Source organism: Novosphingobium sp. TK71 (assembly GCF_055361505.1).
The window spans coordinates 2,292,214-2,315,874 of sequence record NZ_CM143962.1 but is presented as its reverse complement, the minus strand read 5'-3'; the positions used below and the strand labels follow the sequence as shown (position 1 = coordinate 2,315,874).

The 23,661-nt window shown below is 65.7% G+C and carries 18 protein-coding genes; 7 read left to right on the top strand and 11 right to left on the bottom strand.

All coding sequences use genetic code 11. From position 1 onward, the window contains the following. Nucleotides 1–8 precede the first annotated feature (8 nt). Nucleotides 9–2,090 (top strand): flagellar biosynthesis protein FlhA, encoded by a 2,082-nt coding sequence (locus ACXJ16_RS10725; protein WP_463921787.1) that lies wholly within the window; start codon nucleotides 9–11, stop codon nucleotides 2,088–2,090. Further along, nucleotides 2,087–2,833: a sigma-70 family RNA polymerase sigma factor gene (locus tag ACXJ16_RS10720; protein WP_054436626.1), complete on the top strand. Its 747-nt coding sequence runs from the start codon at nucleotides 2,087–2,089 to the stop codon at nucleotides 2,831–2,833. The genes ACXJ16_RS10725 and ACXJ16_RS10720 overlap by 4 nt, the downstream gene beginning before the upstream one ends. 15 nt (nucleotides 2,834–2,848) lie before the next feature. Here the strand turns inward: ACXJ16_RS10720 and ACXJ16_RS10715 are convergent, their stop codons facing one another. From ACXJ16_RS10715 to lptB, 4 genes are all read right to left on the bottom strand, one after another. Then, a complete protein-coding gene (locus tag ACXJ16_RS10715) occupies nucleotides 2,849–4,213 on the bottom strand; it encodes a glycosyltransferase (protein ID WP_463920654.1) in 1,365 nt (454 codons plus the stop codon). 309 nt (nucleotides 4,214–4,522) lie between these two features. Then, nucleotides 4,523–5,206 carry an energy transducer TonB gene (locus ACXJ16_RS10710; RefSeq protein ID WP_324698057.1) on the bottom strand — a complete coding sequence of 228 codons (684 nt, stop codon included), beginning with the start codon at nucleotides 5,204–5,206 and terminating at the stop codon, nucleotides 4,523–4,525. Nucleotides 5,207–5,365: 159 nt separating this feature from the next. Beyond that, nucleotides 5,366–6,847, bottom strand: a complete 1,482-nt coding sequence (gene rpoN / locus ACXJ16_RS10705; RefSeq protein WP_132469420.1) for an RNA polymerase factor sigma-54 — start codon at nucleotides 6,845–6,847, stop codon at nucleotides 5,366–5,368. 55 nt (nucleotides 6,848–6,902) lie between these two features. Further along, on the bottom strand, nucleotides 6,903–7,688 hold the full coding sequence (gene lptB / locus ACXJ16_RS10700; RefSeq protein WP_054436622.1) for an LPS export ABC transporter ATP-binding protein: 786 nt from the start codon (nucleotides 7,686–7,688) through the stop codon (nucleotides 6,903–6,905). Nucleotides 7,689–7,915: 227 nt separating this feature from the next. Between lptB and ACXJ16_RS10695 the strand changes: the two genes are divergently transcribed. The 4 genes from ACXJ16_RS10695 (at nucleotide 7,916) to ACXJ16_RS10680 (ending at nucleotide 11,293) form a co-directional block, all read left to right on the top strand. Continuing rightward, complete coding sequence (locus ACXJ16_RS10695; RefSeq protein WP_324698059.1) at nucleotides 7,916–8,353, top strand: hypothetical protein; 438 nt, start codon at nucleotides 7,916–7,918, stop codon at nucleotides 8,351–8,353. Nucleotides 8,354–8,483: 130 nt separating this feature from the next. After that, nucleotides 8,484–9,830 (top strand): TldD/PmbA family protein, encoded by a 1,347-nt coding sequence (locus tag ACXJ16_RS10690; protein ID WP_054436620.1) that lies wholly within the window; start codon nucleotides 8,484–8,486, stop codon nucleotides 9,828–9,830. A gap of 87 nt (nucleotides 9,831–9,917) precedes the next feature. Further along, nucleotides 9,918–10,322: a hypothetical protein gene (locus tag ACXJ16_RS10685; RefSeq protein ID WP_463920653.1), complete on the top strand. Its 405-nt coding sequence runs from the start codon at nucleotides 9,918–9,920 to the stop codon at nucleotides 10,320–10,322. 284 nt (nucleotides 10,323–10,606) lie between these two features. Then, entirely contained in the window at nucleotides 10,607–11,293 is a 687-nt protein-coding gene (locus ACXJ16_RS10680; protein WP_463920652.1) for a sulfotransferase family protein, read from the top strand. Nucleotides 11,294–11,324: 31 nt separating this feature from the next. Here ACXJ16_RS10680 and ACXJ16_RS10675 read toward each other — a convergent pair whose 3' ends face one another. Both ACXJ16_RS10675 and ACXJ16_RS10670 read right to left on the bottom strand, forming a co-directional pair. Then, nucleotides 11,325–13,496: a GumC family protein gene (locus ACXJ16_RS10675; protein WP_185998061.1), complete on the bottom strand. Its 2,172-nt coding sequence runs from the start codon at nucleotides 13,494–13,496 to the stop codon at nucleotides 11,325–11,327. 36 nt (nucleotides 13,497–13,532) lie between these two features. Then, nucleotides 13,533–14,585 carry a glycosyltransferase family protein gene (locus ACXJ16_RS10670; protein ID WP_324698066.1) on the bottom strand — a complete coding sequence of 351 codons (1,053 nt, stop codon included), beginning with the start codon at nucleotides 14,583–14,585 and terminating at the stop codon, nucleotides 13,533–13,535. 157 nt (nucleotides 14,586–14,742) lie between these two features. On the opposite strand from ACXJ16_RS10670, the gene ACXJ16_RS10665 reads away from it, so the two are divergent. After that, nucleotides 14,743–15,873: a glycosyltransferase family 4 protein gene (locus ACXJ16_RS10665; protein ID WP_463920651.1), complete on the top strand. Its 1,131-nt coding sequence runs from the start codon at nucleotides 14,743–14,745 to the stop codon at nucleotides 15,871–15,873. On the opposite strand, the gene ACXJ16_RS10660 is transcribed toward ACXJ16_RS10665, so the two are convergent. From ACXJ16_RS10660 to ACXJ16_RS10640, 5 genes are all read right to left on the bottom strand, one after another. Beyond that, nucleotides 15,864–16,904: a hypothetical protein gene (locus tag ACXJ16_RS10660; RefSeq protein WP_132469417.1), complete on the bottom strand. Its 1,041-nt coding sequence runs from the start codon at nucleotides 16,902–16,904 to the stop codon at nucleotides 15,864–15,866. The genes ACXJ16_RS10665 and ACXJ16_RS10660 overlap by 10 nt on opposite strands. A 141-nt stretch (nucleotides 16,905–17,045) precedes the next feature. Then, nucleotides 17,046–18,389, bottom strand: a complete 1,344-nt coding sequence (locus ACXJ16_RS10655) for an O-antigen ligase family protein (RefSeq protein WP_324698071.1) — start codon at nucleotides 18,387–18,389, stop codon at nucleotides 17,046–17,048. A gap of 45 nt (nucleotides 18,390–18,434) precedes the next feature. Next, nucleotides 18,435–19,565, bottom strand: a complete 1,131-nt coding sequence (locus ACXJ16_RS10650; protein WP_324698073.1) for a glycosyltransferase family 4 protein — start codon at nucleotides 19,563–19,565, stop codon at nucleotides 18,435–18,437. Then, nucleotides 19,562–20,713, bottom strand: coding sequence for a glycosyltransferase (locus ACXJ16_RS10645; protein ID WP_132469416.1), 1,152 nt, complete (start codon nucleotides 20,711–20,713; stop codon nucleotides 19,562–19,564). Before ACXJ16_RS10645 ends, ACXJ16_RS10650 begins: the two co-directional genes overlap by 4 nt. A gap of 181 nt (nucleotides 20,714–20,894) precedes the next feature. Next, nucleotides 20,895–23,357 (bottom strand): mechanosensitive ion channel family protein, encoded by a 2,463-nt coding sequence (locus tag ACXJ16_RS10640; RefSeq protein WP_463920649.1) that lies wholly within the window; start codon nucleotides 23,355–23,357, stop codon nucleotides 20,895–20,897. Nucleotides 23,358–23,661 lie beyond the last annotated feature (304 nt).

Here is a 23,661-nt window from a genome sequence, read left to right as displayed (position 1 = left end):
TCGGAGCGATGGCACTTCCGGCAGGCATCCTCACGCTGATCGTGCTGATGATCGTGCCGGTGCCGGCCTTCGTGCTCGACGTGTCGTTCGTGCTCAACATCGCGTTGTCGCTGGCCATCCTCATGGCGGCGATGAATGCGGAAAAGCCGCTCGATTTCTCGTCTTTCCCTTCTGTCCTGCTTTTCGCGACGCTGCTGCGCCTGGCGCTCAACGTGGCGTCCACCCGCGTCGTGTTGGTCCATGGGCACGAGGGTGAGGCGGCGGCCGGGGTGGTCATCGAATCCTTCGGCAAGTTCCTGATCGGCGGCAATTTCGCCGTCGGCATCTTCGTCTTCCTGATCCTGATGATCATCAACCTCGTGGTCGTGACCAAGGGCGCGGGCCGCGTTTCGGAAGTCTCCGCGCGCTTCACGCTGGACGCGTTGCCGGGCAAACAGATGGCGATCGACGCCGATCTCGCCGCGGGACTGATGACCGCCGACGAAGCCAAGGCCCGCCGCCGCGAAGTGGCGACCGAGGCGGATTTCTACGGCTCGATGGACGGTTCCAGCAAGTTCGTGAAAGGCGACGCCATTGCCGCGCTGCTGATCCTGGGCGTCAACATCGTCGCGGGCTTTTGCCTGGGCATGATAAGCCACGGGCTTTCCGCCACCGAGGCGGCGCAGACCTACATCACCCTCGCCATCGGCGATGCCCTTGTGGCGCAAGTGCCCTCGCTGCTGCTGTCGATCGCGGCGGCCGTGATCGTCACGCGCGTTTCCGACAGCCGGGATCTTGCCGGGCAGATCGGCGGCCAGTTCGCCGATCCGCGCACCTGGCTGCCGGTCGGCGTGGTGCTGACCGCCATCGGCCTGATCCCGGCCATGCCGCAGATGGTGTTCCTGCCCGCGGCGGCGCTTGCCTTCTGGCTCTGGCACATGCTGCGCAGGCATCAGGCGGTGCCCTTGCCGGTACTTGAGGCGCCGCCCGTGGCCGATCCCTCGCGGATCGTGCTGGAGGATGTTTCCGACCACACGCTCGTCACCATCGAACTGGGATACGGGCTGGTCCAGCTCGTCGACGAGCGTCGCGGTTCGCCGCTGGTCAGCCGGGTGACCGGGGTGCGCAAGCAGCTCAGCCAGTCGTTCGGCTTCATCGTCCCGCAGTTCCGCGTCCGCGATGCGCTCGACATGCCGCCCCATGACTATCGCATCGTCCTTGGCGGCGTGATGCTGGGCAGCGCAACAATACGTGCAGACCGCATACTCGCCATCGACGCGGGAGAGGCCCGCGCCAGTCACGGCCTTCGCGGCGAGGCCACCCGCGATCCGAGTTTCGGCTGCCCGGCGCTGTGGATCGATCCCGCCGCGCGCGATCATGCCACGGCCGAGGGTTTCCTCACCGTGGATGCGGGCACCGTGATCGCTACCCACCTGAACCAGCTCCTTTCCGAACGGTCGCACGACCTGCTCGGTCCGGACGAGGTGAGAGCACTTCTCGAGGGGATCAAGGAGCATTCGGCCGGTCTGGTGGAGACGATCCATCCGCAGCCGTTGTCCCTCGCCGCGATGACCCGCCTGCTGCGCGCCTTGCTGGAGGACGGTATCCCGATCGCGCATCCGCTGCCGATCCTTGCCAGCCTGAGCCGGGCGGTGCAGCAGACCGTCGATCACGAGCGGCTGGTCGAACTGATGCGGGCCGATCTCGGGGCGCTGATCGTCGGCCGGATCTGTCCGCCGCATGAGCGCCTGCCGGTCATCACGCTCGATGCCGGGCTCGAAGCGGCGATCGTGCAGGGCATGGTCGATCCGGTAACCGGACAGCCGGTGATCGAGCCGGACCTCGCCCGCATGATCGGCGAGCGTGTCGCCGCGCTGAGCGCCGAGCGGGGGGCCGGCGAAGTGCCGCTGGCACTGGTCGTCCAGCCGCGTGCGCGCCGGGCGCTATCCGCGCTGCTGCGCCTGCGCGCGCCGGCATGCCTGGTGCTTTCGATCGCCGAACTGCCGCCGACCCAGCCGATCGAAGTCGTCGATGTCGTCGGCGCGGCGCAGCCGGAGCGCATGGCGCCCGGCCTTCCCCATCCCGAACAAGCCGAAAGCATGGCCGCATGAAACAGGACCAGAGGGGCTTCAGCGCCTATGCAAGCCGCGTCGCGGGGGCCTATCAGGGCGACGTGGCAGACCGTGTCCGCCGCTTCCTGCCGATGGTCCGGCGCCTCGCCTGGCATATCCACGGCAGCGGGAGGCCGGGGATCGAGCTGGAGGACCTGATCCAGGCCGGGCTCGTGGCGCTGACCGAATGCGCGCAGAAGCATCAGGGGCCGACGGAGGACGGGTTTGCCGCCTATGCCAAGATGCGCGTGCGCGGGGCCATGGTCGATCTCATCCGCCGGACCGTGCCGATGTCGCGCGGGGCGAGCGAGCGGCGGCGCCAGCTTGCGGGGAAGGAGACCGAACTGCGCGGCATTCTCGGCCGCGATCCGCTGCCGCACGAGCTGGCCGGGGCGATGGGCATCGAGGAGGCGGAACTTGCCGCGCTGCGCGGGTCTAGCCAGCCGCTGCACTTCGAGTCCATCGACGAGGTCTATTCAGACCAGAACATGGCCTTTGCCGACGAACGCCCGGACAGTCTTGCGCTGCTGGCGGACGAGGAACTGCGCGGGGCCGTGGTGGAGGCGATCGCCGATCTTCCCGATCGGCTGCAGCTGGTGGTACAGCTCTACTTCGTGGAGGAGCTGAACCTTGCCGAGATCGCGCAGGTATTGCAGGTCTCGATCCCGCGTGTCCACCAGCTCAAGGCGCAGGCGCTCGCGAAACTGCGCGGCAGCCTTGAAGGCGTGGCGGATATCCTTTGACTGGGGTGCCGCGCATCAGGCGGCCCGGGCCAGCGCGGGCTTGCTGAGCAGCGCCAGCAGCGAGATGCGGTTGAAGAACCACATGCGCTGCAATTCCAGGTCGCTGTACTTCCGCAAGGTATTGGCGAAAGTATAGGGCGTATACCAGACGTTGTGGTCGGGGTGGACGCCTTCGAGGAAGGTTTCGGTTTCCGCCACATAGTCGAAATGGCGGGCGCGGCACTGGAAGGCGTCGGGAACGGAGATCAGGAACAGCCCGGCGTCGACCGACTGGATCTGCGCCAGGAACCCGGCGACATCGGGGACATGCTCCATCACTTCGGGAACCAGCACGACGTCGTAGCTGCCCGTCACTTGCGAGAAATCCGTGAACAGCGCGCCTTTCACGAAAGGGCGAAGCTGTTCAAGAGCCTCTCCGTGAGGGTCGATCCCGTCAAGCTGCGCGCAGTGCGCTTCCAGCCGGACGTGAAGCGATGTCTGCGGATCGGTGATCGGCCAGTCCGCGCAGCCGACATGAAGCACGCGCTGACCGGCGAGCAGGCTGGCGAAGACATCCATCCGGCCGAGCGAGGCCAGTTCCGCGCCGACGGGCACGCGCTGGAGGAAATAGGGCGCATGAATCCGTTCGAGCGGCGAGGCTTTCTCCGAAGGCGCGGTAGCCTCCACTTTCTGCGGATCGGGAGATGTGGCCGGGGCGGGGGCATGAGGGGACGAGGATCTGGAGGAGGCCTGGGCAACTGCCGCCACGTCGGCCTTGTGCATGTCCTCGTAGCTTCGCAGCGTCGAACCCCAGAGCTGGTGGGCATAGACCGGATCGCTGCCGCCATAAGTCAATCCGGTGAAGTGGCGCGGTATGAAGTAGTGGCTCGGATAGATGCGCAGCGGCGTATAGGCGAACTTGCGATAGCAGTCGGTCAGGCGCTGCGGCCCCACGGTCTTCCACGCCATGTCGCCGATGACCGAGGGGCTGGCGGCGATGTCCTCCACGATCTGCCTGACGAAGTGATTGCCCGGCGTGCAGCCGAAGTATCCGGCGGCGATGAGGCCGGGGCGCGCGATCTCGCTTTCCCAGCAGGCGAAGGCTTCGCAGGCGAGCAGTTCGTCGCCCAGGGGGCGGGTGCAGATGCTATCCGCATCGAAGACGACACCGCCATGTTCGAGGAGGATTTCCCAGCGCATCATGTCGGCAACGCCGTTGAGCTCGCGCGGGCGCATCTGCGCGATGTGCCGGGCATTGATCCAGTCGCGGCCGTCCAGTTCGGCATTGCCCCAGAGGCGAAACTCCCAGTCCGGATGGGCCTGGCGCCATGTGGCGATGCAGTTGTCCGGCCGGCGGCTCTCGTCACCGACCCAGATGAAGTGGAAGCACTTTGGAATCATGGCACGGTTCCCGGCGCTGGAAGGACTTTTCCTTGCCAGGAGCTAAACCGTCAGGGTGTATCAAGTCCGAAGCGGGGCCAGGGGATTGCCCTTAGCTGCCACAGTTTCCGGCGGGCGCGAGCGGTGTCTGGGCCCGCCCGGGGGTGCGGGCGGGCCCATCCCCCACCGACTTGCCCCCATCGCGTGCACTGGCCGTATCGCCGGCCGCATGGCCTCCGCGATCGGGGCAGGTGGAACTTTGAGCCGGAGCGGCACATGAATTGCGGAACAATGCGCCGCTCCGGGCGGGTGACCTCTGGGGGTTTGAGGTCAGTCCCGCGGGATGATCCAGCGGATCGTCCCCAGGTAGCTGCCGGCGACCGACTGACCGTCGGCATTGGTCGCAGGGTCGAACCGGGCGCGCCTGCTCACGAACTTGCAGGTGGCCTCGTCGAGCCCGGCATAGCCGCTTGACGTGACGACGGCGCATTGGCTGACCCGCCCGCGCGCATCGACGTCCAGCCGGAAGCGCACGCTGCCCTGATGTTCGGCGCGCAGTTCGGCCGTGGGGTAGTCCTGTGTGGTGACCCAGCCCGAGGCATCGTTCCTGGGAAGTGCCCCCCGAGGCTGGAAAAGCGCCGGGGTTTCGGTGGGCGTGGGTAGTGCGACCGCGATTTTCTCTCTGGAATCGAAGCTGGTCGGCACGGCAGTGGGTAACGTGGTTGCGACTGGAAGGGGCTCGTTCGTAGGCAGAGGAAGGCGGGGTATCGGCGCCGTCAGCATCGGCTGATCGACTTGCTGATCGGGAACGGTCTTCGGTTCGGGAGGCGGGGGAACGGGAAGCGGTTCGAGCTTGATCTGCGTGGCTTCCGGCCGCTTGGGTGGATCGCTCTTGAACATGGTCACGGCAAAGCCATTGACCAGCGCAAGCACGAGGCCGCCCTGGATAAGTGCGACGATACCCCCGGTGAGGGCTTTCTGGTTACCGTTGGAATTCCGATCAGTGTAGGACATCGGCATCCTCTCCATGGTGCCCGTATCCTTGCGACTGGTCGCAAGCCCGGCGCACTTCATGGAAAAGAAACTATCACGAATCGGTGTAATTCAAATAGAATTATACTAAGCAGAACAAGCATTTAATGTTGCATTGCTGATTATCGCCGTGCTTACTTCCTATCGCACTGCAGCAATAGCCTTCTGTCGCCGGCGCTGGACCGAACTGCCAAGGCCGATGGCTTCGCGGTACTTGGCCACGGTGCGGCGCGCCAGTTCGAAGCCTTTGCCCTTGAGGAGGTCCACCAGGGTGTCGTCCGAAAGGATGGCCTTGGGGTCTTCCGCATCGATCAATTGCCGGATCGCCGCCTTCACCGCTTCCGCCGAGGCGCCTTCGCCGCTTGCCGCTGCGACGCCGGAGGTGAAGAAGAACTTCATCTCGTAAGTGCCGCGCGGGCAGTTCAGATACTTGTTGGAGGTAACGCGGCTCACGGTCGATTCGTGCATGCCGATGGCCTCGGCCACGGTGCGCAGCGTCAGCGGCTTGAGCTGCGAGATGCCGTGCCGGAAGAAACCGGCCTGCTGCTTCACCAGTTCGCTGGCGACCTTGAGGATCGTCTTTTGCCGCTGGTCCAGCGCCTTGATGAGCCAGTTGGCATCGGCAAGCTTTTCCGAGAGCCACGCCCGCGAATTCCGGTCGGAGCAGTCGCTCCTGAGTTCGACATAGTAGCTTCGGTTGACGATCAGGCGGGGCAGGCTGTCCTGGTTGACCGCCACGTCCCAGCCGCCGTCGGCGCGGGGCGTGACGAGGATGTCCGGCGTGACCGCCGCGCTCGGCTCCCCCCCGAACCGCAGGCCCGGCTTGGGATCGTAGCCGCGCAGTTCCGACAGCATGTCGGCGAAATCCTCGTCGTCCACGCCGCACATCCGCTTGAGCCGGGCAAGCTCGCCGCGGGCCAGCAGATCGAGATTGTCGATGAGGCGGGCCATCATCGGATCGTGGCGATCCGCCTCCCTGGCCTGGAGTGCGATGCATTCCGAAAGCGTTCGCGCGCCGACCCCGGTGGGATCGAGCGACTGCACGACCCCGAGCGCCGCTTCGGCCTCGGCGAAGGAGATGCCGAGATCGCCCGTGACTTCGGCAAGGGTGACGGGAAGATAGCCGGCCTCGTCGAGCAGGCCGATCAGGTAGCGCGCGATCCCGGCGACGTGGCGGTCGTCGGTGGCCGATCCGACCTGGGCTTCGAGATGCTCGATAAGCGAAAGCGCGCCGCTGCCGCGTTCATCGATGCCGGGAAGCTCCGCCCCGCCGCCGAGCCGCAGTTCGTTGGACCAGTCTCCGGTGTCACGGTCGCGGTCAAGCGCGGCAGTGTCTATGTCTAGCGGACGGTCGTCATCGCCCCGGCCTTCGCCGATCAGCCGGTCTACCGGCGAATCCTCTAGTGTCGTGCGGCGCGCGTCCTCTGGAAGCTCGACCGTTTCGGCAACGGGGGAGGGCGGTTCGCCGCCCACGTCCAGAAGGGGGTTGGCCTCCAGCGATTCGCCGATGAAAGCCTCGATCTCGAGGTTGGACAGCGCCAGCAGCTTGATCGCCTGCTGGAGTTGCGGGGTCATCACCAGCGACTGGCTTTGCCGCAGGTCTAGCCTGGGCCCCAGCGCCATGGCTCAGGCTTCCGGCGCGGCCGGCCTCGCGGAGGGCCTCACTGGGGAAAACCGCTCATAGCGTGAAGCCCTCGCCGAGGTAGAGGCGGCGCACGTTCTCGTCGGCGACGAGCGCCTCGGGGCTGCCTGCGAAGAGCACCTGACCGCCGTAGATGATGCAGGCGCGATCGACGATATCGAGCGTTTCCCGCACGTTATGGTCCGTGATCAGCACGCCGATGCCACGGTTCTTGAGATCGCGCACGAGTTCGCGAATGTCGGAGATCGAAAGCGGGTCGATGCCGGCGAAAGGCTCGTCCAGGAGCATGATCGAAGGCTTGGCCGCCAGCGCGCGGGCGATTTCGCAGCGGCGGCGTTCACCGCCCGAAAGCGCCATCGCGGGGCTTGAACGCAGGCGGGTAAGGCCAAATTCGTCAAGCAGGCGTTCCAGTTCGCTGGCGCGGACGTGCTTGTCGGGCTCGTTCAGTTCGAGCACGGCGCCGATGTTCTGTTCGACAGTCAGCCCGCGGAAGATCGAGGTTTCCTGCGGCAGGTAGCCGAGACCGAGAACCGCGCGGCGATACATCGGCAGCCGGGTCACGTCGACGCCGTCCATCAGGATGCGGCCCGAGTCGGGACGAACGAGGCCCATGATCGAATAGAAGCAGGTGGTCTTGCCCGCGCCGTTCGGCCCCAGCAGCCCCAACACTTCGCCCTTGGCGACCGACAGCGAAATATCGGTCAGCACCGCGCGCTTGTCGTAGCTCTTGGCGATCGAAATGACTTCGAGCCCGCCGGCTTCTGCGACGGTCGGGATGTGGTGGGCCGCTTGGTCCTGCGGAAGTTCGGTGGTTCCGGTCATGTTCAGAGCGGTTTACGCACGCTCCCGGCTGTCGGCAAGTCGGCAATTCCCGGATATGGTGTCGATTGGCAGGTTTCCTGCATGGTTCGGCGCAGTCCGGGAACAGTGCACTAATATTGCGCATTTCGGGGGTGTGCTTGAAATCCGGGCCGCTGCGTGGTCTAGTGGACGCACAAAGAGACACGAGGTCGCAACAAAAGACCGGGTTGCTAAGACAGGAAGGCACCATGGACAGGATCGGCAAGCAAGGCGTCGATACGAAGGGCATGATCTCGGCAGCGCTGCCGGACAAGCCGGTGCCCCCGGAAGGCCGTTCGATGAAGGATTGGGCGAAGGCCGACTGGCGCCGCAAGATGAGCGACAACATCGCCTATGCCCTGCTCGTCTATACCGCCCTGCAGATCTTCGTGACGGTCGGCGCGCTCAAGACCGGGGGCGAATCGCTCCTGCCCTATCTTGCACTGGTGATCCTGGTGGTGGCGATCATCCCCGCCTGCCGCCGTTTCGAGGCGCGCTGGAACCGGCTTGACGACGAACAAGCCCATGACCCGGCGCTCGCTCCTTATTATCGCAGGGACCGCATCATGCTGTGGCTGCTGGCGATCGGCCTGCCGTTCGCGCTGACGGGGCTTTTCAAGGGCCTTGCGCTGCTGCTGAAGCACTGAAAGCGCGCGCCGGTTCGCGTGGGGCCCGCCCTTGAACGGGCTTGGGGAACGATAGCGCATTTGCGCTTGGCGCTCGCGGCGATTAGGGCTGCGCTCCCGCGTCGGTAACGCGGCCAGTGGAGACCCGAAGATGCTCAGCCCCCAGGAAGCGCTCGACCGCGCTCAGGATCTCGTCGCCCGTGCCCGCAAGGCAGGTGCCGACGCCGCCGATGCGGTGTTCGGTGCGAGCTCCTCGGAAGGGATCCAGGTCCGCCTCGGCAATCTCGAGGATGTGGAACGGTCCGAAAGCGAGCATATCGCGCTGCGCGTCTTCGTCGGGCGTCGTTCGGCGAGCATCGGTTCCTCGGACCTGTCTTCGCAGGCGCTCGACGAACTGGCGCAAAGGGCGCTGGCGATGGCCGGCGCTGCGCCGGAAGATGCCTATTCCGGGCTCGCACCCGAGGAATTGCTGACCCGTTCACCCTGGCCCGAACTCGATCTCGTCGATCAGGCTGAGCCCAGCCCGCAGGAACTGCGCGCCATGGCGCTGGAAGCCGAGGACGCGGCACGGGCCGTTGCCGGGATCACCAATTCGGATGGCGCCACCGCCAGTTCCGGCACGGGCGTGTTCGCGCTTGCCACCAGCCATGGCTTCGCGGGCGCCTATGGATCGACCAGCCATTCGATCAGCGTCTCGGTGGTCGGCGGGGAAGGTGCGGGCAAGCAGCGCGATCACGCCTGGCGCTCGGCCCATCACCGCAGCGACCTGCCGCCGCCGGCCGAGATCGGCACCCGCGCGGGCGAGCGGACCGTGGCACGTCTCGATCCGGGCAAGCTTTCCAGTGGGCCGATGCCGGTCGTATTCGATCCGCGCGTCGGCGGTTCGCTGGTGGGGCACCTGATCGGCGCCATGTCCGGAAGCGCGATCGCCCGGCGCTCGAGCTTCCTGCTCGACCGGTTGGGAGAGCAGCTCTTCGCGCCCGGCATTTCCATCGTCGAAGACCCGCATACGCTGCGCGGACTGCGTTCGCGTCCGTTTGATGGAGAGGGGCTGCCGACGCGGGCGGGCCATCTGGTAGAGGACGGCAGGATCACCGGCTGGCTGCTGGACAGCGCTTCGGCGCGCCAGCTCGGCCTTGCGCCGACCGGACATGCGGCACGCGGCGGCGGCGGAGCGCCCGGCGTATCCGTGGGCAACCTGCACCTCGAACCCGGAGAGCAGACGCCCGCCGAACTCATGGCCGACATCCGCGACGGCGTGTATGTAACCGAACTGATCGGCCACGGCGTCAATGCCGTCACTGGCGATTACAGCCGGGGCGCTTCCGGTTTCCGTATCGTCAACGGCGAGATCGCAGGCCCGGTTGCCGAGTTCACCGTTGCCGGCAACCTGCTTTCCATGTTCGCGGCGCTGCGGGCGGCGAACGATCTGGAATGGCACCGCGCCATCAACGTGCCGACGCTTAGGGTCGATGGATTGACGATCGCGGGCGATTGATCGCCGGCAGCGCGCGCGGCTTTCACGACTTTTCAATTCATCGGGTGCTGCTATCCGGTTTTCGACAATCTATCTGGATTTGATTTGATGATCCCTTGGGGTGGCGACAGGGCGCCGGGAAGCCGGCACGACGGTATCGGCCTGACCGTTGCGGTGGACGAACTGCGCCCGGCCGCGAGCGATGACGGCGTTCTCCGGTTCGAGATGTCCGGGACCGTTGCCGGCGATCTGCCGTTCCTGTCCTGGGACACGCTTGGGGCTGAAGTGGCGATCTTCGTCAACCGCGCGGGCACCGCCTTTGGCCAGGACGGTGCAGTGATCGGCAACGGCCGGCTTTACGAGGACCGGATCGAAATCGACCTCGTCCTGGACCGGGCTGCTGCCGGGGAACTGGCCGCAAGCATCGAAGGGCCGGGCGGTAAAGCGATCTGGCTGAATGCCGAGCCCGTGACGGAAACGATCTTCCGCATCCTGTCGGTCGGGAAGGGCTGAGCGCGAGCCTTCTGTGCGATGAAACGCGCGGCCTTTGCGAAAAAGAGGTAGCCTCCGGCTCGCAATAGCCGGCACGGCGGCGGCCATGCGGGTTACCCTATGCCGATGTTGTTGCACGAGGTTTGGGGCGGAACGCCTTGATGGGCCCAGCGATTTCTCGCGCCTTGAAGCGGATGCGAAGGGAGCGGCGCTCGCCTGAATCGTACTGGCCTGCGCGCCGACAGGACCGGATCCACCGCCCTTTCCTGTTCCTTCTCGCGCCGCCCGGCGCCGGTTCCACCACGATGGCAAGCTATCTTGCGGACCATGTCAGCCTTGCCGGGCTTCATTCCAGCTACGAAGGACAGCGGCTCGTCAGGGGGCTGATGGATGTCGATCGCTGGTTTCCGGAAAAGTTCGTCGATTTCGAGGCGGTGATTGGGGCCTGGGCTGCGCGGGTCGCGGAAATAGAGCAGTCCCGCCCGGTGGCCTACTTTCTGGAAAAGAGCCCGCCAAACCTCGTGCGCCACGACGAATTGCTGCGGCATTTTTCGGCGGCGCGCGTGGTGGTGACCAATCGCGAGCCCATTGCGAACATCGATGCCCGGCTGCGGCGTCCGCTGCCTTCGGTCTATGACGGTGTGGATCGCCGGGATGTGGTGGGCCATCTGGCCAGGCTGTGGGTCTGGCAGAGCGGGCTCCTGCGCGATGCCGTGGAGCGCGGGGGCTATCCGCTCGTGACATACGAGGCGTTTCGCAGCGAGCCCGCCTCGCTGGTTTCCGCATTTGGAATCGAGAACGCAGCGCCGGTTTCCGATGAGCCGGGGGAGGCCTCGGGCGATCGTTCCAAGGGACATGGATCGTCTTCGCAGCGCGCACAGGTCAAGCTGCTGACCACGGTAGAGCGCAGGATCGTGCACGAGACTGTCGCGGCCAAGCCGGACCTGCTGGCGTTCTTCGGCTACGCGGCAGAGGGTTCGCCTTCCGCCTGAGCGGACACTGGCCGGGCCTGTTGCAGCGATCTCAGTTCGACCGGCTCTCACGCGAATAGTAGTACTGGTAATAGGCCATTTCCTCGCTCAGCACTGCCGAGGAGCGGGTGTCCACTTGCGTGAGAATGATGCCGAAGATCCGTGCACCGGCGCGATCGAGTTCGCGGATCGCCGTCTTCACGACCTTGCGCTGTGTGGTCCGCCACCGCACGACCATGAGCGTGAGGTCCGCCATCGTGGCGATGGCGCGGGCTTCGGCGACGGGGATGGCCGGTGCGATGTCGAGCACGACGAAGTCGTATTCCTGCCTGAAGCGGTCGAACATGGCGGCCGTGGCCTGGGAATGCATGATGTCCGACTGGGCGGTGAGTTCGGTGTTGAGCGGCAGGACATGGGCGCCGGATGCCTCATCGAGCACGATCACATCCTCGATGCGGGCCTGACCGTTGAGGACTTCGACAAGGCCCGGGCGGTTGCGGAGACCCAGCGCAAGCGTGGTGCCCATGCGGCGCATGTCGCAGTCTACCAAGAGGGTCCGCCTTCCCGCGAGCGCGGTGGACCGGGCGAGGGCGATGGCCGTGCTGGTCTTGCCTTCTCCCGGTATCGAGGAAGTGACGCCCACGGAACGGGCGAGTTGTCCCTTGTGTCCGATCTTCAGCGCCGTCCAGATGGCCCGGACGGATTCGGAGAACGGGGATTCCCGGTGTTCGACCACGAAATCGGGAACGCCCAGGGCATCATTCCTGCGGAAGTCGGGTTCGTCCATCGTCCCGATATCCGGCAGGCTGCTGACCACTTCGTAGCCGGTGAACTCCTCGGTTTCGGCGCGGGTGCGCAGGCCGCGCTCGCGCCATTCCAGCGCCATGGCCAGGAGCACCGCCGCGATGATCCCCGCGATCAGGCCCCCCAGCATGTAGACCAGCAGGTCGGGCGAAGAGGGCCGCACCGGCACCTGAGCCCGGGCGATGACCTGGGCCTTGCTCTTTTCCGTGCCGCGCGTCGCCAGTTCCACCCGGTAGCGATCGAGGAAGGTCTGGTAGAGCTGGCGCGAACTTTCCGCGACGCGCTCCAGTTCGTTCAGGCGCACCGAAGCGTTGTTGCCCGCCAGCAGCCTGCCCTTGGCGCTGCCGATCGCCGACTGGATCGCGCCGACGCGCTGGCTGTCGACGCTGATGTCCGACCTGACGCCGGAACTGGCGCGCGAGACTTCGCGGCTCAGCGCCTGCCGGGCCGTCGTCAACTGGGCCTGGGTCTTGACGCGGTCCGGGTGGTTGGGGCCGTAGACGGACGATTGTTCCGCCAGCTTGACTTCGAGGCGGGACACGTCGGTTCGCAGGTCGCGGATCACCGGGCTGCTGTTGACGGCGGTGCCGTTCTCCCCGGCGTTGGCGCTTGCGCGTCCCTGCGAGGCGGCAAGTTCCGCCTTGGCGGAGGCCAGTTCGGTGTTCAGCGTTGAAAGTTCCTGCTGCGCGATCGTGCTGTCGTTGCTCACGCTCACGAGGTCGGACTTGGCGCGGTAGGCGGCTACGGCGGCCTCGGCCTTGATGACGTCGCCGCGAAGCTGGTCGAGGCGGGTCCGCAGCATGTTGATGTCCTGGCTGCGGGCGGACTGCTCGCTCTGGACGTTGCCGCTGACATAGGCGTCGGCCACGGCATTGGCCACGGAAGCGGCAACCGCCGGATCGCGGGACTTGTAGCCCAGGTTGATCGCATAGGAGAGGCCCTGTCGGCCCACCGTCAGGTTGGACCTGACGATCGCCGTCGCTGCCGGGATCGAAAGCGGACCTGCGATGTCCGGCGCGCCGGCGGCGATGAAGGCGGGGTTCGTGTTCAGCCGGGCATTGCGCACCGCGGCGGTCGCCACTTCAGGGGAGAGGAGCACCTGCACTTCGGTATCCACGGTCGGCGAATCGACAGCGGTGTCCTTGTCGGTCTGCGCCGTCCGCACCAGTTGCTGGTCGTTCCGGTCGAGCGCGAGCACGACGTTCGCGTCGTACTGTTTCACTGCGAGCATGTAGGCCGCCAATGTCGCGGCAAGGGCGCAGCCGATGACCGCCAGCATGGCCCATTTGTGCCGCCAGGCGAGCATCGCCAGCCAGGACAGGTCGATGAGTTTGGAACCATCGGGACCGGACGTGGTCGAAGGGGCTGCGTCCACGCCGCGCAGGTTGGAAACGGGGAGCTTTTCGAAAGCTGCGGACAAGTCGCTCTACCTTCCGGAGGACGTGGAAATCGACTGTCATCTTGGGAGTTTTCTGCCCCCTGAATCCATCAGAAACAGGTAGTAATTCGAAATCTCTGCAACCACTCTCTCGGGCGAACGCCGGGCCACGAAATGCAGCGGCACTGCCCCTGCCACGGCGGCGGCCGCCTGGGCGGCCTCGGCGATCTGCCGGTGCGACAAAGGCGCGTTGATCGCCGTCACCCGCGGCGGCCCCAGTTCGTCGAGAAGGCCCGAGAAGGCGGAGATTCCAGACACCATCACCGGCGTGCCGCGCTCGGCTGCCAGGATGGCGAGGCCGCTGTTCTCGCCCCGGCGATAGGGCAGGAGCAGGATCAGCGTCTCGTTGAGCCGGTCCGCCATCTCCTGGTCGCTGAGCCGGGTAAGCACCCACTCCATTCTCCAGCCGCGCCCGGAAAGGGCGGCGAGCCGGGCCTCCAGCGCGGCGGCTTCGGCGGGGCTCTCCGGCAGGCCGTGGACCAGATAGCGGCGACTGTCCGGTTCAGCGTTCTCCAGCGCGGCGAGCATGTCGTCGAGGCCCTTGTAGCCCTTGATGTCGCCGAGGAATGAGACCGTATCGCGGCGCAGGCCGATGGTGGCGGCAGGCGGCGGATAGGCGCCGGAATAAGTCCAGTGGGGCGCAACCAGAGCCGGAATGCGGGTCAGCACCGGGTGACGGAGCCGGGCCTGCGCGAGGCTGCTCTCCGACATGGCGTGGATACCGTCGAGCAGGGCCATGAACCGCGCCATCCAGAACCTTTCGAGCCTGGGGCGCAACTGTTCGTGAGAGACGGCATTGTGCATGGTCCAGACGATCTTCGCGCCGCGCGCCTTCTGGAGCGCGAGAAACACCGCCCAGGCTGCGATCGTCCGCAAGCTGCGCAGGAGGCCCGGCTGTATGACCTTTTGTGGCCAGTGCAGGTGCAGGATGTCGCAGGTGCCGGTGAAGCGTTCCTTCCAGCCGGGCGATGAAGGTGAATGGCCCAGTCGGCGAAGCTGTCCGATCAGGATCGCCGTGTAGGGATTGCTGTGGCGGTTCTCTTCGCCGGGAAAGCACCAGACTCGTGCCATGAATCCTTCTGGATCGCTGCCATATACCTAATTGCATTGGCTAGTTTCATGGGCGCCGCTGCACAATTGCGATTAAGTCTTAGGGCATGGCCCGCCCGAACCGCGGCGGCGCCGCGCTCTTGGCGATGATGGGCGACACCAGGAAGGCAGGGAACCGATGCGCGTGGACAGGGTGGTCTTTCCGTTCACCAATGAGAAGATCGGCGGCAGCCACGTTTCCTCCTTCACGCTCGGCAGGACGCTTCAGCAGGACTACGGGGTGGAAGTGGTGGTGGCCGCGCCGCGAGACAGCCTGATAGAGCAGGTGGCGCGCGAACGCGGTTTCACCATCTGGCCGCTCGGCGAATCCCCGAGCTTCCGGCACGGCCTGGCGACGGAGGCCCGGTTGCTGCCGCGCCGGCTGTCGCTGCTGTCAGGCCAGCCCGAGGGTACGTTCGTGCACTGCAATGACCTGTCGGCACTCCAGAGCTGGGGACCGGCGGCGCGGCTTCGCGGGATTCCGGTGGTCTACCACAACCGCGCCTTCAACCGTCCGGTGGCCCCGAACCTTGCCGTGATCGCCACGGCCCAGCGCATCATCTGCATCTCGCAGGCCGTGGAGCAGCGGCTGCCGCAGTGGCTCAGGAGCCGGTCGGTTCTGATCGACAATCCCGTGGAACTGGCCGAGGACGTGGATGGCAAGGCGCTCAGGAATGCCTTCGCTGCTTGTCACAGGGTTGCCGGGGAAGGGCCGCTGATCGGCTTCATCGGCAATTTCGCGCACCGCAAGCGGCCGCGCTTCTTCCTGGAGATGGCGCGCGCGGTGCTGATCGAGCTTCCGCAGGCGGCTTTCGTGATCTTCGGCCGCGAGGTCGATGAAACGCAGCAGGACCTTGAAGATTTCGCGCGGCAGCTCGGAATTGCCGACAGGGTCGTCTTTGCCGGTTTCCGCCTGCCGGTGGAGGAGAACATCGCCATGCTCGATCTTCTCGCCATCCCCGCCATCGACGAGCCCCTGGGGCGCACGCCGCTGGAGGCGCTGATACTGGGCGTGCCCTATGTGGCCACCGACGATGCGGGACTGGGCGAGACCGGCCGCCGTTTCGGCGGCGGGGTGCTCGTGCCGTTGGACGCGGGGCCTGAAGCATTCGCCCGGAGCGTTCGCGGCGCGCTGGCGGGTTCGGATCCAATCGCCTTCGCCGATGCACGTGGCCGCGCCAGGGAAACCCTGTGCGCGGCCAGCCATGCGAAACGGGTCATGGAAGTCTACCGCGGCCTGTCTGGCCGGCGGGGATCCGATCAGAAATAGACCCGCTGCCCGACCGTCACGGTGGACCCGGAATAACTGCTGGAACTGTTGAGCACCTGCCCGGTCTTGGAAACGAGCCTGCCGATCCGCAGGTTCACTACACCATCCTCGGCACGGAAGAGCGGAACCGAAGGATCGCCGGATGCGATGAGCACGTCGATCGTGATGGTCCGGGTCTTGGTCTTGGTGCCCTTGCCGATGATGCCCACGAAGCGGTTCGTGCCCAGTTCGACCAGGCCGTGGCTCTGGTCGGTCCATGCCTTGATGCCCTGGCGGCAACCGGCAAGGTAGACATTGTCCACCCTGACCTTGCCCTTGATGTCCAGACAGGCATCGCTGGCATTCAGGACGCGTCCGTTGGAGATCGTCCCCGAATAGCCCGCCTCGGTCGAGATGCCGTCGACGTTCTGATAGTAACTACCGGACTTCATGAACAAATTCTGGAAGTCGAAATTGCTGATCGCAAAGGAGCCGATGTCGTTGGCGTCCTTGCCCTTTAGTGCGATGGCGGCCCATGCATCGTCGCTGTTGATCGACGGGTAGTTCTTGTCGCCGATCCACACGAGATCGCGGAACACCGCCTTGCCGATGCCATTGCTGACGTTGACCAGACCGAGGCCGAGCACCGAATCCGCGCGGGCCGCCGTTTCGGAAACCCGCTGGACCTGGATGTTGGGGACGTTCTCGCCCCGCAGGAGCGGCCCGTAGCGCAGGGATTTGACGTCCTCCATCGCAAAGCCGGTGGCGTTCTTGCCGTTGACGAGAATCTTGCCGTCAACCGCGCAGACCTTCTTCAGGCTGGCGGAAGTCGGCCCGAGGCGCAGGGTGGTCATGGCCTTGCACGAGGTGCCGGAGGAGAGTTGCGGCGCGGTGATTGCGGGCATCCTGAAGGCCGTGGCCGTGGAGGATGCCTGGGCGAACATGACCGGAGCGGCGGCAAAAGGGCTGAACCGGGCGATCGATTCGCCGATGTCGGAACTGGAAAGACCTGCGAAAAGCAGGGAGAGTGCGACGACCGAAGTTTTTATCATCTTTTTACTCAATGACTTGGCGATTTTTTCGGCTCTTTGCGAGCACACGAGAGTATATCTCCGCAGGGATTGCGAAGAACGACGCGCGAAATCTTATCCCGGGCAAGGCGCAGGGCAACGCCGGAACCGGCGGTTATCCGGTCAAACGGGATGGGGCGCAGCAAGATTTGCGACGGGCCGAGGCGCGGGCCGGGTCATGAGCGAGGCGTGGACAGTAAAACCGCAAAGCAGGCTGTAGAACAGCAGCCCCTCGATCATCCAGAACGGCATCGTCGCCATGTTCAGCAGGAAGAAGCCGAGATGCGCCATGATGAGGACGAAGCGGGCCGGCGTGCGCGCGGTCAGCGCCAGCCAGAACATCCACAGCCACAGGAACAGCATCGCCGCGACGCCGAGCAAGCCCAGTTCGTAGAGCGTCGAGATCAGCGTGTTGTGGGCATAGTAGCGATAGCGCCCCTCCCAGGCATTGGCGCCGTATCCGAACATGTGCTGGCGGGGGGTGCTTTCCTCCCAGGCGGTGACGTACTGGCTCCAGAGCAGCAGCCGGCCTGACAGCAGGGCCTGGTCGTCGCGGCTGAATTCGGCGGGCGCCTTGGTGAGGATTTCCGGGTGCGAGGCGATCGTGCTGATGGCATCGAAACGATCGCCGGCCACGATGGGAAGCACGGGAAGGCAGGCCAGCACCAGCAGCCCGCCAAGGATGGTGGCGACGGGGCGCTGGCTCGGCCGGACGGCGGAGGTCAGGACCGAGACCAGCAGGCCAAGAGTGATCGGCGCGGCGGTTATGATGGCGGTCCGGTAGTTGGCGGCCGCGATCCCGCCGATGCAGACGACCGCGATCGCAAGCTTCACCAATCGCCGGAGATCCGGGTTGAGCACGGCCGCGAGAAGCGCGGTGAGCAGGATGATCGAGAAGCTGGCTTCGTGGTTGTAGCCGCCGATGTAGGACGCCGAACCGTCGCTCTCGGTCGCCTTGGCGATGCCCAGGACGAGGCTGTAGGACTGGAGCAAAAGCGGCAGCAGGAAGGTGAACAGGACCCGGATCAGCACCTTGCCGGCGCCGTCAGCAACGAAGGCGTCGTAGGCCGCGAGCGCGATGACGGTGAAGTAGGCATATTTCACCAGGCTTTCCGTGCTGCCGGATGCATCGTCGTTGAAGGTCGCGCTCAGCAGGATCACGAGGAGCAGGGGGGCGATCGCTCCCACTACGATCGGGACCGCGCGGCTTCGGCGCAATTGCAGGATGCCCAGGCCCACGACCAGCACCGAGACCAGCGCGTTCCAGCTCAGCCCCGCAGGCGATGCGGAGAACGAGAAATGGGGCAGTGCTGACATGGCGAGGCGAACGGCGCAGGCGATCACCAGGAACTGCGCGGACCTGCCGATCCTGAGGCACAGCAATGCGACCAGGACGCAGTAGAGCATCATGGTCGGGACCATCAGGAACTGCGGTATGGGAGGGCTTCCGACGGTCAGCGCCAGCATCGAATTCTCCCGGAAGGAAGGGCGGCGCGTGCCAATGCCTTGCCTTCAGCGTGCAGGTTTGAGGGCTGAATCTTGGTGGCTCCTGCTCAGGATTTCACGGTAGCGAACGGCGGTGCGCTGGGCGACTTCGTCCCAGTCCATCAGGGCTTCCACGGGCAGTTCGGCGCGGCGCGGACTGTCGCGGCGGGAAAGGCGCGCAGCCAGGACACCGACATCGCCAACCGGAAAGTAGCAATCGGCCGGAAGGCCAAGGTCGAGGTTCGGCTGGATATCGCTGAGCAGGACCGGGCAGTTGCTGGCCAGCGCCTCTAGCGCGGCGATAGGCAGTCCCTCATGGAAGGAGGGCAGCACGAAGAGCGAGGCATTGCGGAGCAGGACGCCGAGCTGCGCGCGGGGCACCATGCCGAGGAAGCGGACATTGGCCCCGGCCATCTGGGCCAGTTTCTGGGCATACCGATCCGATTTCTTCGCGGCTCCGGCAATGACCAGCGTGCGCGGGTCCCCGCTGCGGGCATGCGCTTCGATCAGGTAGTGGATGCCCTTCTCGGGAACCAGCCGGGCGACGCAGCACAGATAGTTTCCGGGCTGGAGCCCCATTTCGGCCAGCAGGACGTCGTCGGGCTGGGGGCATGGCGGCAGCGCGCTGACGCCGTTGGGGATGAAATCGACATGTTCGGCCCTGCCCGGATAGCGCTCCTTCATCCGGGCGGTGAGCGAGGGGGATACGCAAACGACCGTGTTGGCGAACTGGACGCCCAGCTTTTCGCCCATCCGCAGCATCCACTTCGCTCCGCGTCCCCACTTCTCGCGCTCGTAGTCGGCGCCGTGATGCGTGAGCAGGACCTTCAGGCCGAGCAGGCGGGCGAGCGGCGCCAGCAGGCCGGGGCCGACCGCGTGGATATGGATCGCCGTCGCCCCGTGGGTGCGGGCGTAAAGGATGCTGAACAGCGTGGAGATGATCGCTTCGCTGGAACGGCCGGTGGGGCAATAGAGCGCCTTGAGCGCAACGCCCCGAAAGCTGGTCATCGCCGGATCGACATAAGGTGCGCGGCAGCAGACCTCGATCTCGGTATCGACCAGCGTGGCGGCGATACGCGGCAACAGTTCCTCGCAGTGAGTCTCGACCCCTCCCATGACGCCGGGGATCCCGCGCAGGCCGGTGACGCAGATCTTCATGTCGCCGCCATCCGGTTCGCGGCGACCGCCTGGATCAGCGATTTCCGGAAATCGCCGACGGCCTGGTCGAGCGAGAACGATTCCGCGCGTCTGGCCGCCGCTTCGGAAAAGGCGGGGCGATCCTGCGCAATCAGCCGGCCCATGCAGGTCGCCATGGCCTGCGCATCGTCCATCGCCACCAGCGCGCCGCCGGAACCGAACACCGCAGGCGCATCGCCAAGCGTGACTTCGAGAATTTCGGCCGGACCCGAGGGGCAGTCCGTCGCCACTACGGGAAGCGCCAGGGCCATGGCTTCCAGCATGGCATTGGGAAAACCTTCGGCATTGGACGTCAGCAGATAGCATCCGGCGCGGGCCAGCACGGCATGGGGATTGGCGAGGAAGCCGGCGAAGCGCACTCTCCTTTCAAGGCCGAGCGAAGCTGCCAGATGCGCGAGTTCCTCCCGAAGCGGGCCCTCGCCCAGCACGATCAGGTTGCCGCGCGCGGGTGCCGTGGCCAGGGCCCGGATGGCCATGGCGGTATTCTTGTTGTCCACGAGGCGTCCCATCGTGACGAAATCGTCGCGCGTGACCTCGATCGCCGGTTCAAGCGCGGCGCGGGCGCGAATGCGGTCCACATCCACGGGGTTGTGGATGACGCGAATCCTGTCGGGCGAAATGGCGAAGTCGGTTTCCAGCGTCCGGGCGACCCCCTGGGACACGGCGATGACCTGCCGGGCCGCCGGGTAGGTCCTGCGGATCAGCAACCGGCTGACGAGGCCGGACAGGCCGTGCTTGAGGTGAGCGGTGGTATTCACCCTCTCGCTGATGACGGTTGCACCGCCGGTCTGCCGCATTGCCGCCAGTGTCGCGACGTTGGCTCTCGACAGGAACGACAGGGCGACGTCGGGCCGGGAGCGGCGCACCAGCCTGCGCATTCCCCGGACGCTGCGCAGCAGGCCGCCCTTCGCATCGAGGCGTTCGATCGGTACGTTCTCGGGCAGGAGGTAGGCTTCCTCGGCCTCGTTATCGAGCAGGGCGACGGTTATCGCGAAGTCGCTACGGGGGCCGCTGAGCTGTTCGACCAGCGTGGTGAAGACGCGTTCCGCCCCGCCGCCAGCAAGTGAATTGATGACGAAGAGCGCGCGGAGCGGCGGGTCTGGCCTCATGCGTTCTCCTCTGGCGACTTGCCGGTGGAGCGTAGCGTTCAGGCCCGCCAAGAGCGATTCACCATAATTGGGCAATCGATGCCTCAATAGGGTGGAGAGGGCGATCCAGATGATTGAGCAGAAGGGATATCCGGCGGTAGCGATGCGCCGGATGCGTGGCCCAAGCTCTTCAAATGGGGCATCAATCCCTGCGGATTCGCACTTCGCGCTGCGGGAAGGGCAGCTCTATCCCTTCCTTGCCGAACCGTTCGGCAATGGCGAACCGGACTTGTGAGGCGATGGATGCGCCATCGGTCGCGTCGGGCACGAACAGCAGCAGGCGCATGTTGATCGAGCTTTCGGCAAATGCGTCCAGCGTCACGCTGGGTGCCGGCGACGGAAGCACGCCGGGGTTCGCATGGGCAATCTCCAGCAGGACCGCGCGAACCTTTTCGAGATCGGAACTGTACGCCACCCCAACCGGCACCACCACGCGCGCCAGTGCCGCTCCCAGGCTCAGGTTCTTCACGCTGCCGGTGATGAGCTGGGAATTGGGAATGATGATCTGGTGACGGTCGAAGCTTTCCAGGTGGGTCGAGCGGACGGACACCTTTCGCACGATGCCGGAGAAGTTCCCAACCTCGATCCAGTCGCCTTCGCGGATCGGCCGTTCGATCAGCAGGATCACGCCGCTGGTGAAGTTCTCGACGATGGATTGCAGGCCGAAGCCGAGACCGACCGACAAGGCCCCGGCAACGAAGGCGAGGCTGGAAAGGTCCAGTCCGGTGCTGGCGATGGCGATGACCGCGGCCAGCACGATCCCGGCATAGCCGATCATCGTCACGATCGAGGCTTGTGAGCCCCGGTCCAGCCCGAATTGCGGCAGGATCGAGAGGTTGATGATCCGCTGGGTCCAGCGTGTGGCGACGTAGCCGGCAAGGAAGATGAAGGCGAAGGTGAGAATGTCGCCCGCCGACAGGTTCACCTGGCCGATCGTGACACCGCTGCGCAGCGTGACGATGGCATCGCCGATCTCGCGGCTGTTGTAGCCCCAGGTCACAGCCAGCATCGGCACGGTGCAAAGCGTTATGACGAGCCCGGTCAGCATCGGCACGAAGTGCAGCGTCGTGCGGTAGCGTTTGAACCGTCCTTCGGCGAGCAGGCCGAGCACCAGCGAGATCAGCCGGTGCAGGAAAATGGCGATGGCGATGACCGCGATCGAAAGCACCGCGTCCGAAAAGATTTCACGCGCGAGGATGATGTAGCCGACCAGCGCGGCGGAGACGCTGCCAATCACCAGCAGCTTGAGAATTCGGCTTAACGGCGATGCGAAGTCGAGCATTTCTGGTGGCTTGCCGTCTGATGCCGTGGCTTCGTCCTGGCCTTCGCGGCCCTTGTGAAGCAGGTTCGCAAGCACCCAGATCAGCCCGCCGCCCAGGATCAGCAGCAATCCCGAAATGAGGTCGATTGCGGTGGCAGACGCGAAACCGGCCTGCTCGAGAGCCTCGACGATGGCTTCCATCGCCATGACCACGCCGATCCAGCGGACCGTCGATACGCCCTTGTCGACAAGGGCCGGCCGCAGCCGCACCAGACGCAGCTGGACGAAGGGCGATTGCAGCGTACCCTTCGCAAGCCACTGGGTGATGGCGACGATCAGCGCCGCAAGCACGAAGATGGTGCTGAGCCGGACCAGCACGGCGATGGTGACGAACGGTTTCAGCACGAGGCCCATGGCGGCGATCGTGCAGCCTATGCCGAAGAACAGCGCGATTGCCGTGGAAACATCCTCGATCACCACGATCAGCAACCGGCTAGCCAGTTGCTCCACGTTTTCGATCCGCTTTGCCAGCCTGGCGCTCAACACGCGCAGCAGCCATGCGGACGCGAACGGGCCCAGCAGCATCAGTGCCGCCGCGCCCAGCACCCGGCTGGCGAGGCCAAGGAAGCCGATAGCCTCGTAGCCCCGCGCAAAGCCCGCCGCCATGGCTTCGGCACCGCGCCGGGCATCGCCGGCGAAGGTCAGCCAGAGGCGGGGATCGAGCACGGAAGAGGCGCGCTCCGACTTGCGCAGGCGGTCTATCGCCGCGATCCGTTCGTCGAGATCGGAAACGAGGGTTGCCGCGCGCGCCTGTGCCTCGCGGGCGCGAAGGACCGGCCCGAGAGCAACGGAAAGGCGCGCGTCGAGTGCCTTGCGCTGGTCGGTGATGGCGGAGGCTTCGGTCTTGCCGGATTCGGGCAGCGGGCCGAGCGCGGTGATCTGGGCCTGTATGATTCGCGCATCGAGGTTGCTGCGATCGGCAATCCCGCGAGCCAGATCGCGGTCGGCCGCAAGACGGTCGCGCAGGAGGTTCAGTTCGCGCACTTCGTCGTAGTCGTGCCGTGAGATGTCCGTGCGCAAGACGGCCTCGGCATGCCTGGCATCCGCATCGAAGCTGGCCACCGCCTCGCTCGGCGTTTTCCTGACGGGATCGGGGGCAGGCTCGGGAGCGGGGTCGGCCTTGGGGAGCGCCGAGGCGATGGCAGACGAAAGCGCGGGAGGCTGGGTGGCAGGCTGGGCGGCCAGCGCGCTTCCCGCAGCCAGCATAAGGACAATGGCCAGCACGCACCGCGCGATCGCGGCGAGGCCCGCACTTCCGACGGCGATGCGGTTGCGGTCTTTCAACCCTGCGTATCCTTCAGAGTGGCGCGGCTTCAAGGGTACCCCCGCCCAGCGCCAGCGGCGAAGCATGGGCCGGCGCCGGAAAGGCAAGACAATAGAGCGTTTCCTTATGCCCGCGCCGGAGCCGCTGGCAAGGCCCCGGAAGATCGGCCGAAGTTTCCGCTTCGGTTTCGGAGCGTGCTTCGGCCGGGGCGCGGGCGTCGAGGCCATCGTCGTGCCGATCGCCGAACTGCCCGGTATAGTTCAGGAAATTCGGATGGTTGCGGCGCTATTCAGGGTAATGGCGCATCCCGGGGCGGCTGGGTAG

Excerpts from the sequence above, each read along its gene's own strand:
- ACXJ16_RS10725 (WP_463921787.1), top strand. The coding sequence starts at position 9 with ATGGCACTTCCGGCAGGCATCCTCACGCTGATCGTGCTGATGATCGTG.
- ACXJ16_RS10720 (WP_054436626.1), top strand. The coding sequence starts at position 2,087 with ATGAAACAGGACCAGAGGGGCTTCAGCGCCTATGCAAGCCGCGTCGCG.
- ACXJ16_RS10715 (WP_463920654.1), bottom strand. The coding sequence starts at position 4,213 with ATGATTCCAAAGTGCTTCCACTTCATCTGGGTCGGTGACGAGAGCCGC.
- ACXJ16_RS10710 (WP_324698057.1), bottom strand. The coding sequence starts at position 5,206 with ATGTCCTACACTGATCGGAATTCCAACGGTAACCAGAAAGCCCTCACC.
- rpoN (WP_132469420.1), bottom strand. The coding sequence starts at position 6,847 with ATGGCGCTGGGGCCCAGGCTAGACCTGCGGCAAAGCCAGTCGCTGGTG.
- lptB (WP_054436622.1), bottom strand. The coding sequence starts at position 7,688 with ATGACCGGAACCACCGAACTTCCGCAGGACCAAGCGGCCCACCACATC.
- ACXJ16_RS10695 (WP_324698059.1), top strand. The coding sequence starts at position 7,916 with ATGGACAGGATCGGCAAGCAAGGCGTCGATACGAAGGGCATGATCTCG.
- ACXJ16_RS10690 (WP_054436620.1), top strand. The coding sequence starts at position 8,484 with ATGCTCAGCCCCCAGGAAGCGCTCGACCGCGCTCAGGATCTCGTCGCC.
- ACXJ16_RS10685 (WP_463920653.1), top strand. The coding sequence starts at position 9,918 with ATGATCCCTTGGGGTGGCGACAGGGCGCCGGGAAGCCGGCACGACGGT.
- ACXJ16_RS10680 (WP_463920652.1), top strand. The coding sequence starts at position 10,607 with ATGGCAAGCTATCTTGCGGACCATGTCAGCCTTGCCGGGCTTCATTCC.
- ACXJ16_RS10670 (WP_324698066.1), bottom strand. The coding sequence starts at position 14,585 with ATGGCACGAGTCTGGTGCTTTCCCGGCGAAGAGAACCGCCACAGCAAT.
- ACXJ16_RS10665 (WP_463920651.1), top strand. The coding sequence starts at position 14,743 with ATGCGCGTGGACAGGGTGGTCTTTCCGTTCACCAATGAGAAGATCGGC.
- ACXJ16_RS10660 (WP_132469417.1), bottom strand. The coding sequence starts at position 16,904 with ATGATAAAAACTTCGGTCGTCGCACTCTCCCTGCTTTTCGCAGGTCTT.
- ACXJ16_RS10655 (WP_324698071.1), bottom strand. The coding sequence starts at position 18,389 with ATGCTGGCGCTGACCGTCGGAAGCCCTCCCATACCGCAGTTCCTGATG.
- ACXJ16_RS10650 (WP_324698073.1), bottom strand. The coding sequence starts at position 19,565 with ATGAAGATCTGCGTCACCGGCCTGCGCGGGATCCCCGGCGTCATGGGA.
- ACXJ16_RS10645 (WP_132469416.1), bottom strand. The coding sequence starts at position 20,713 with ATGAGGCCAGACCCGCCGCTCCGCGCGCTCTTCGTCATCAATTCACTT.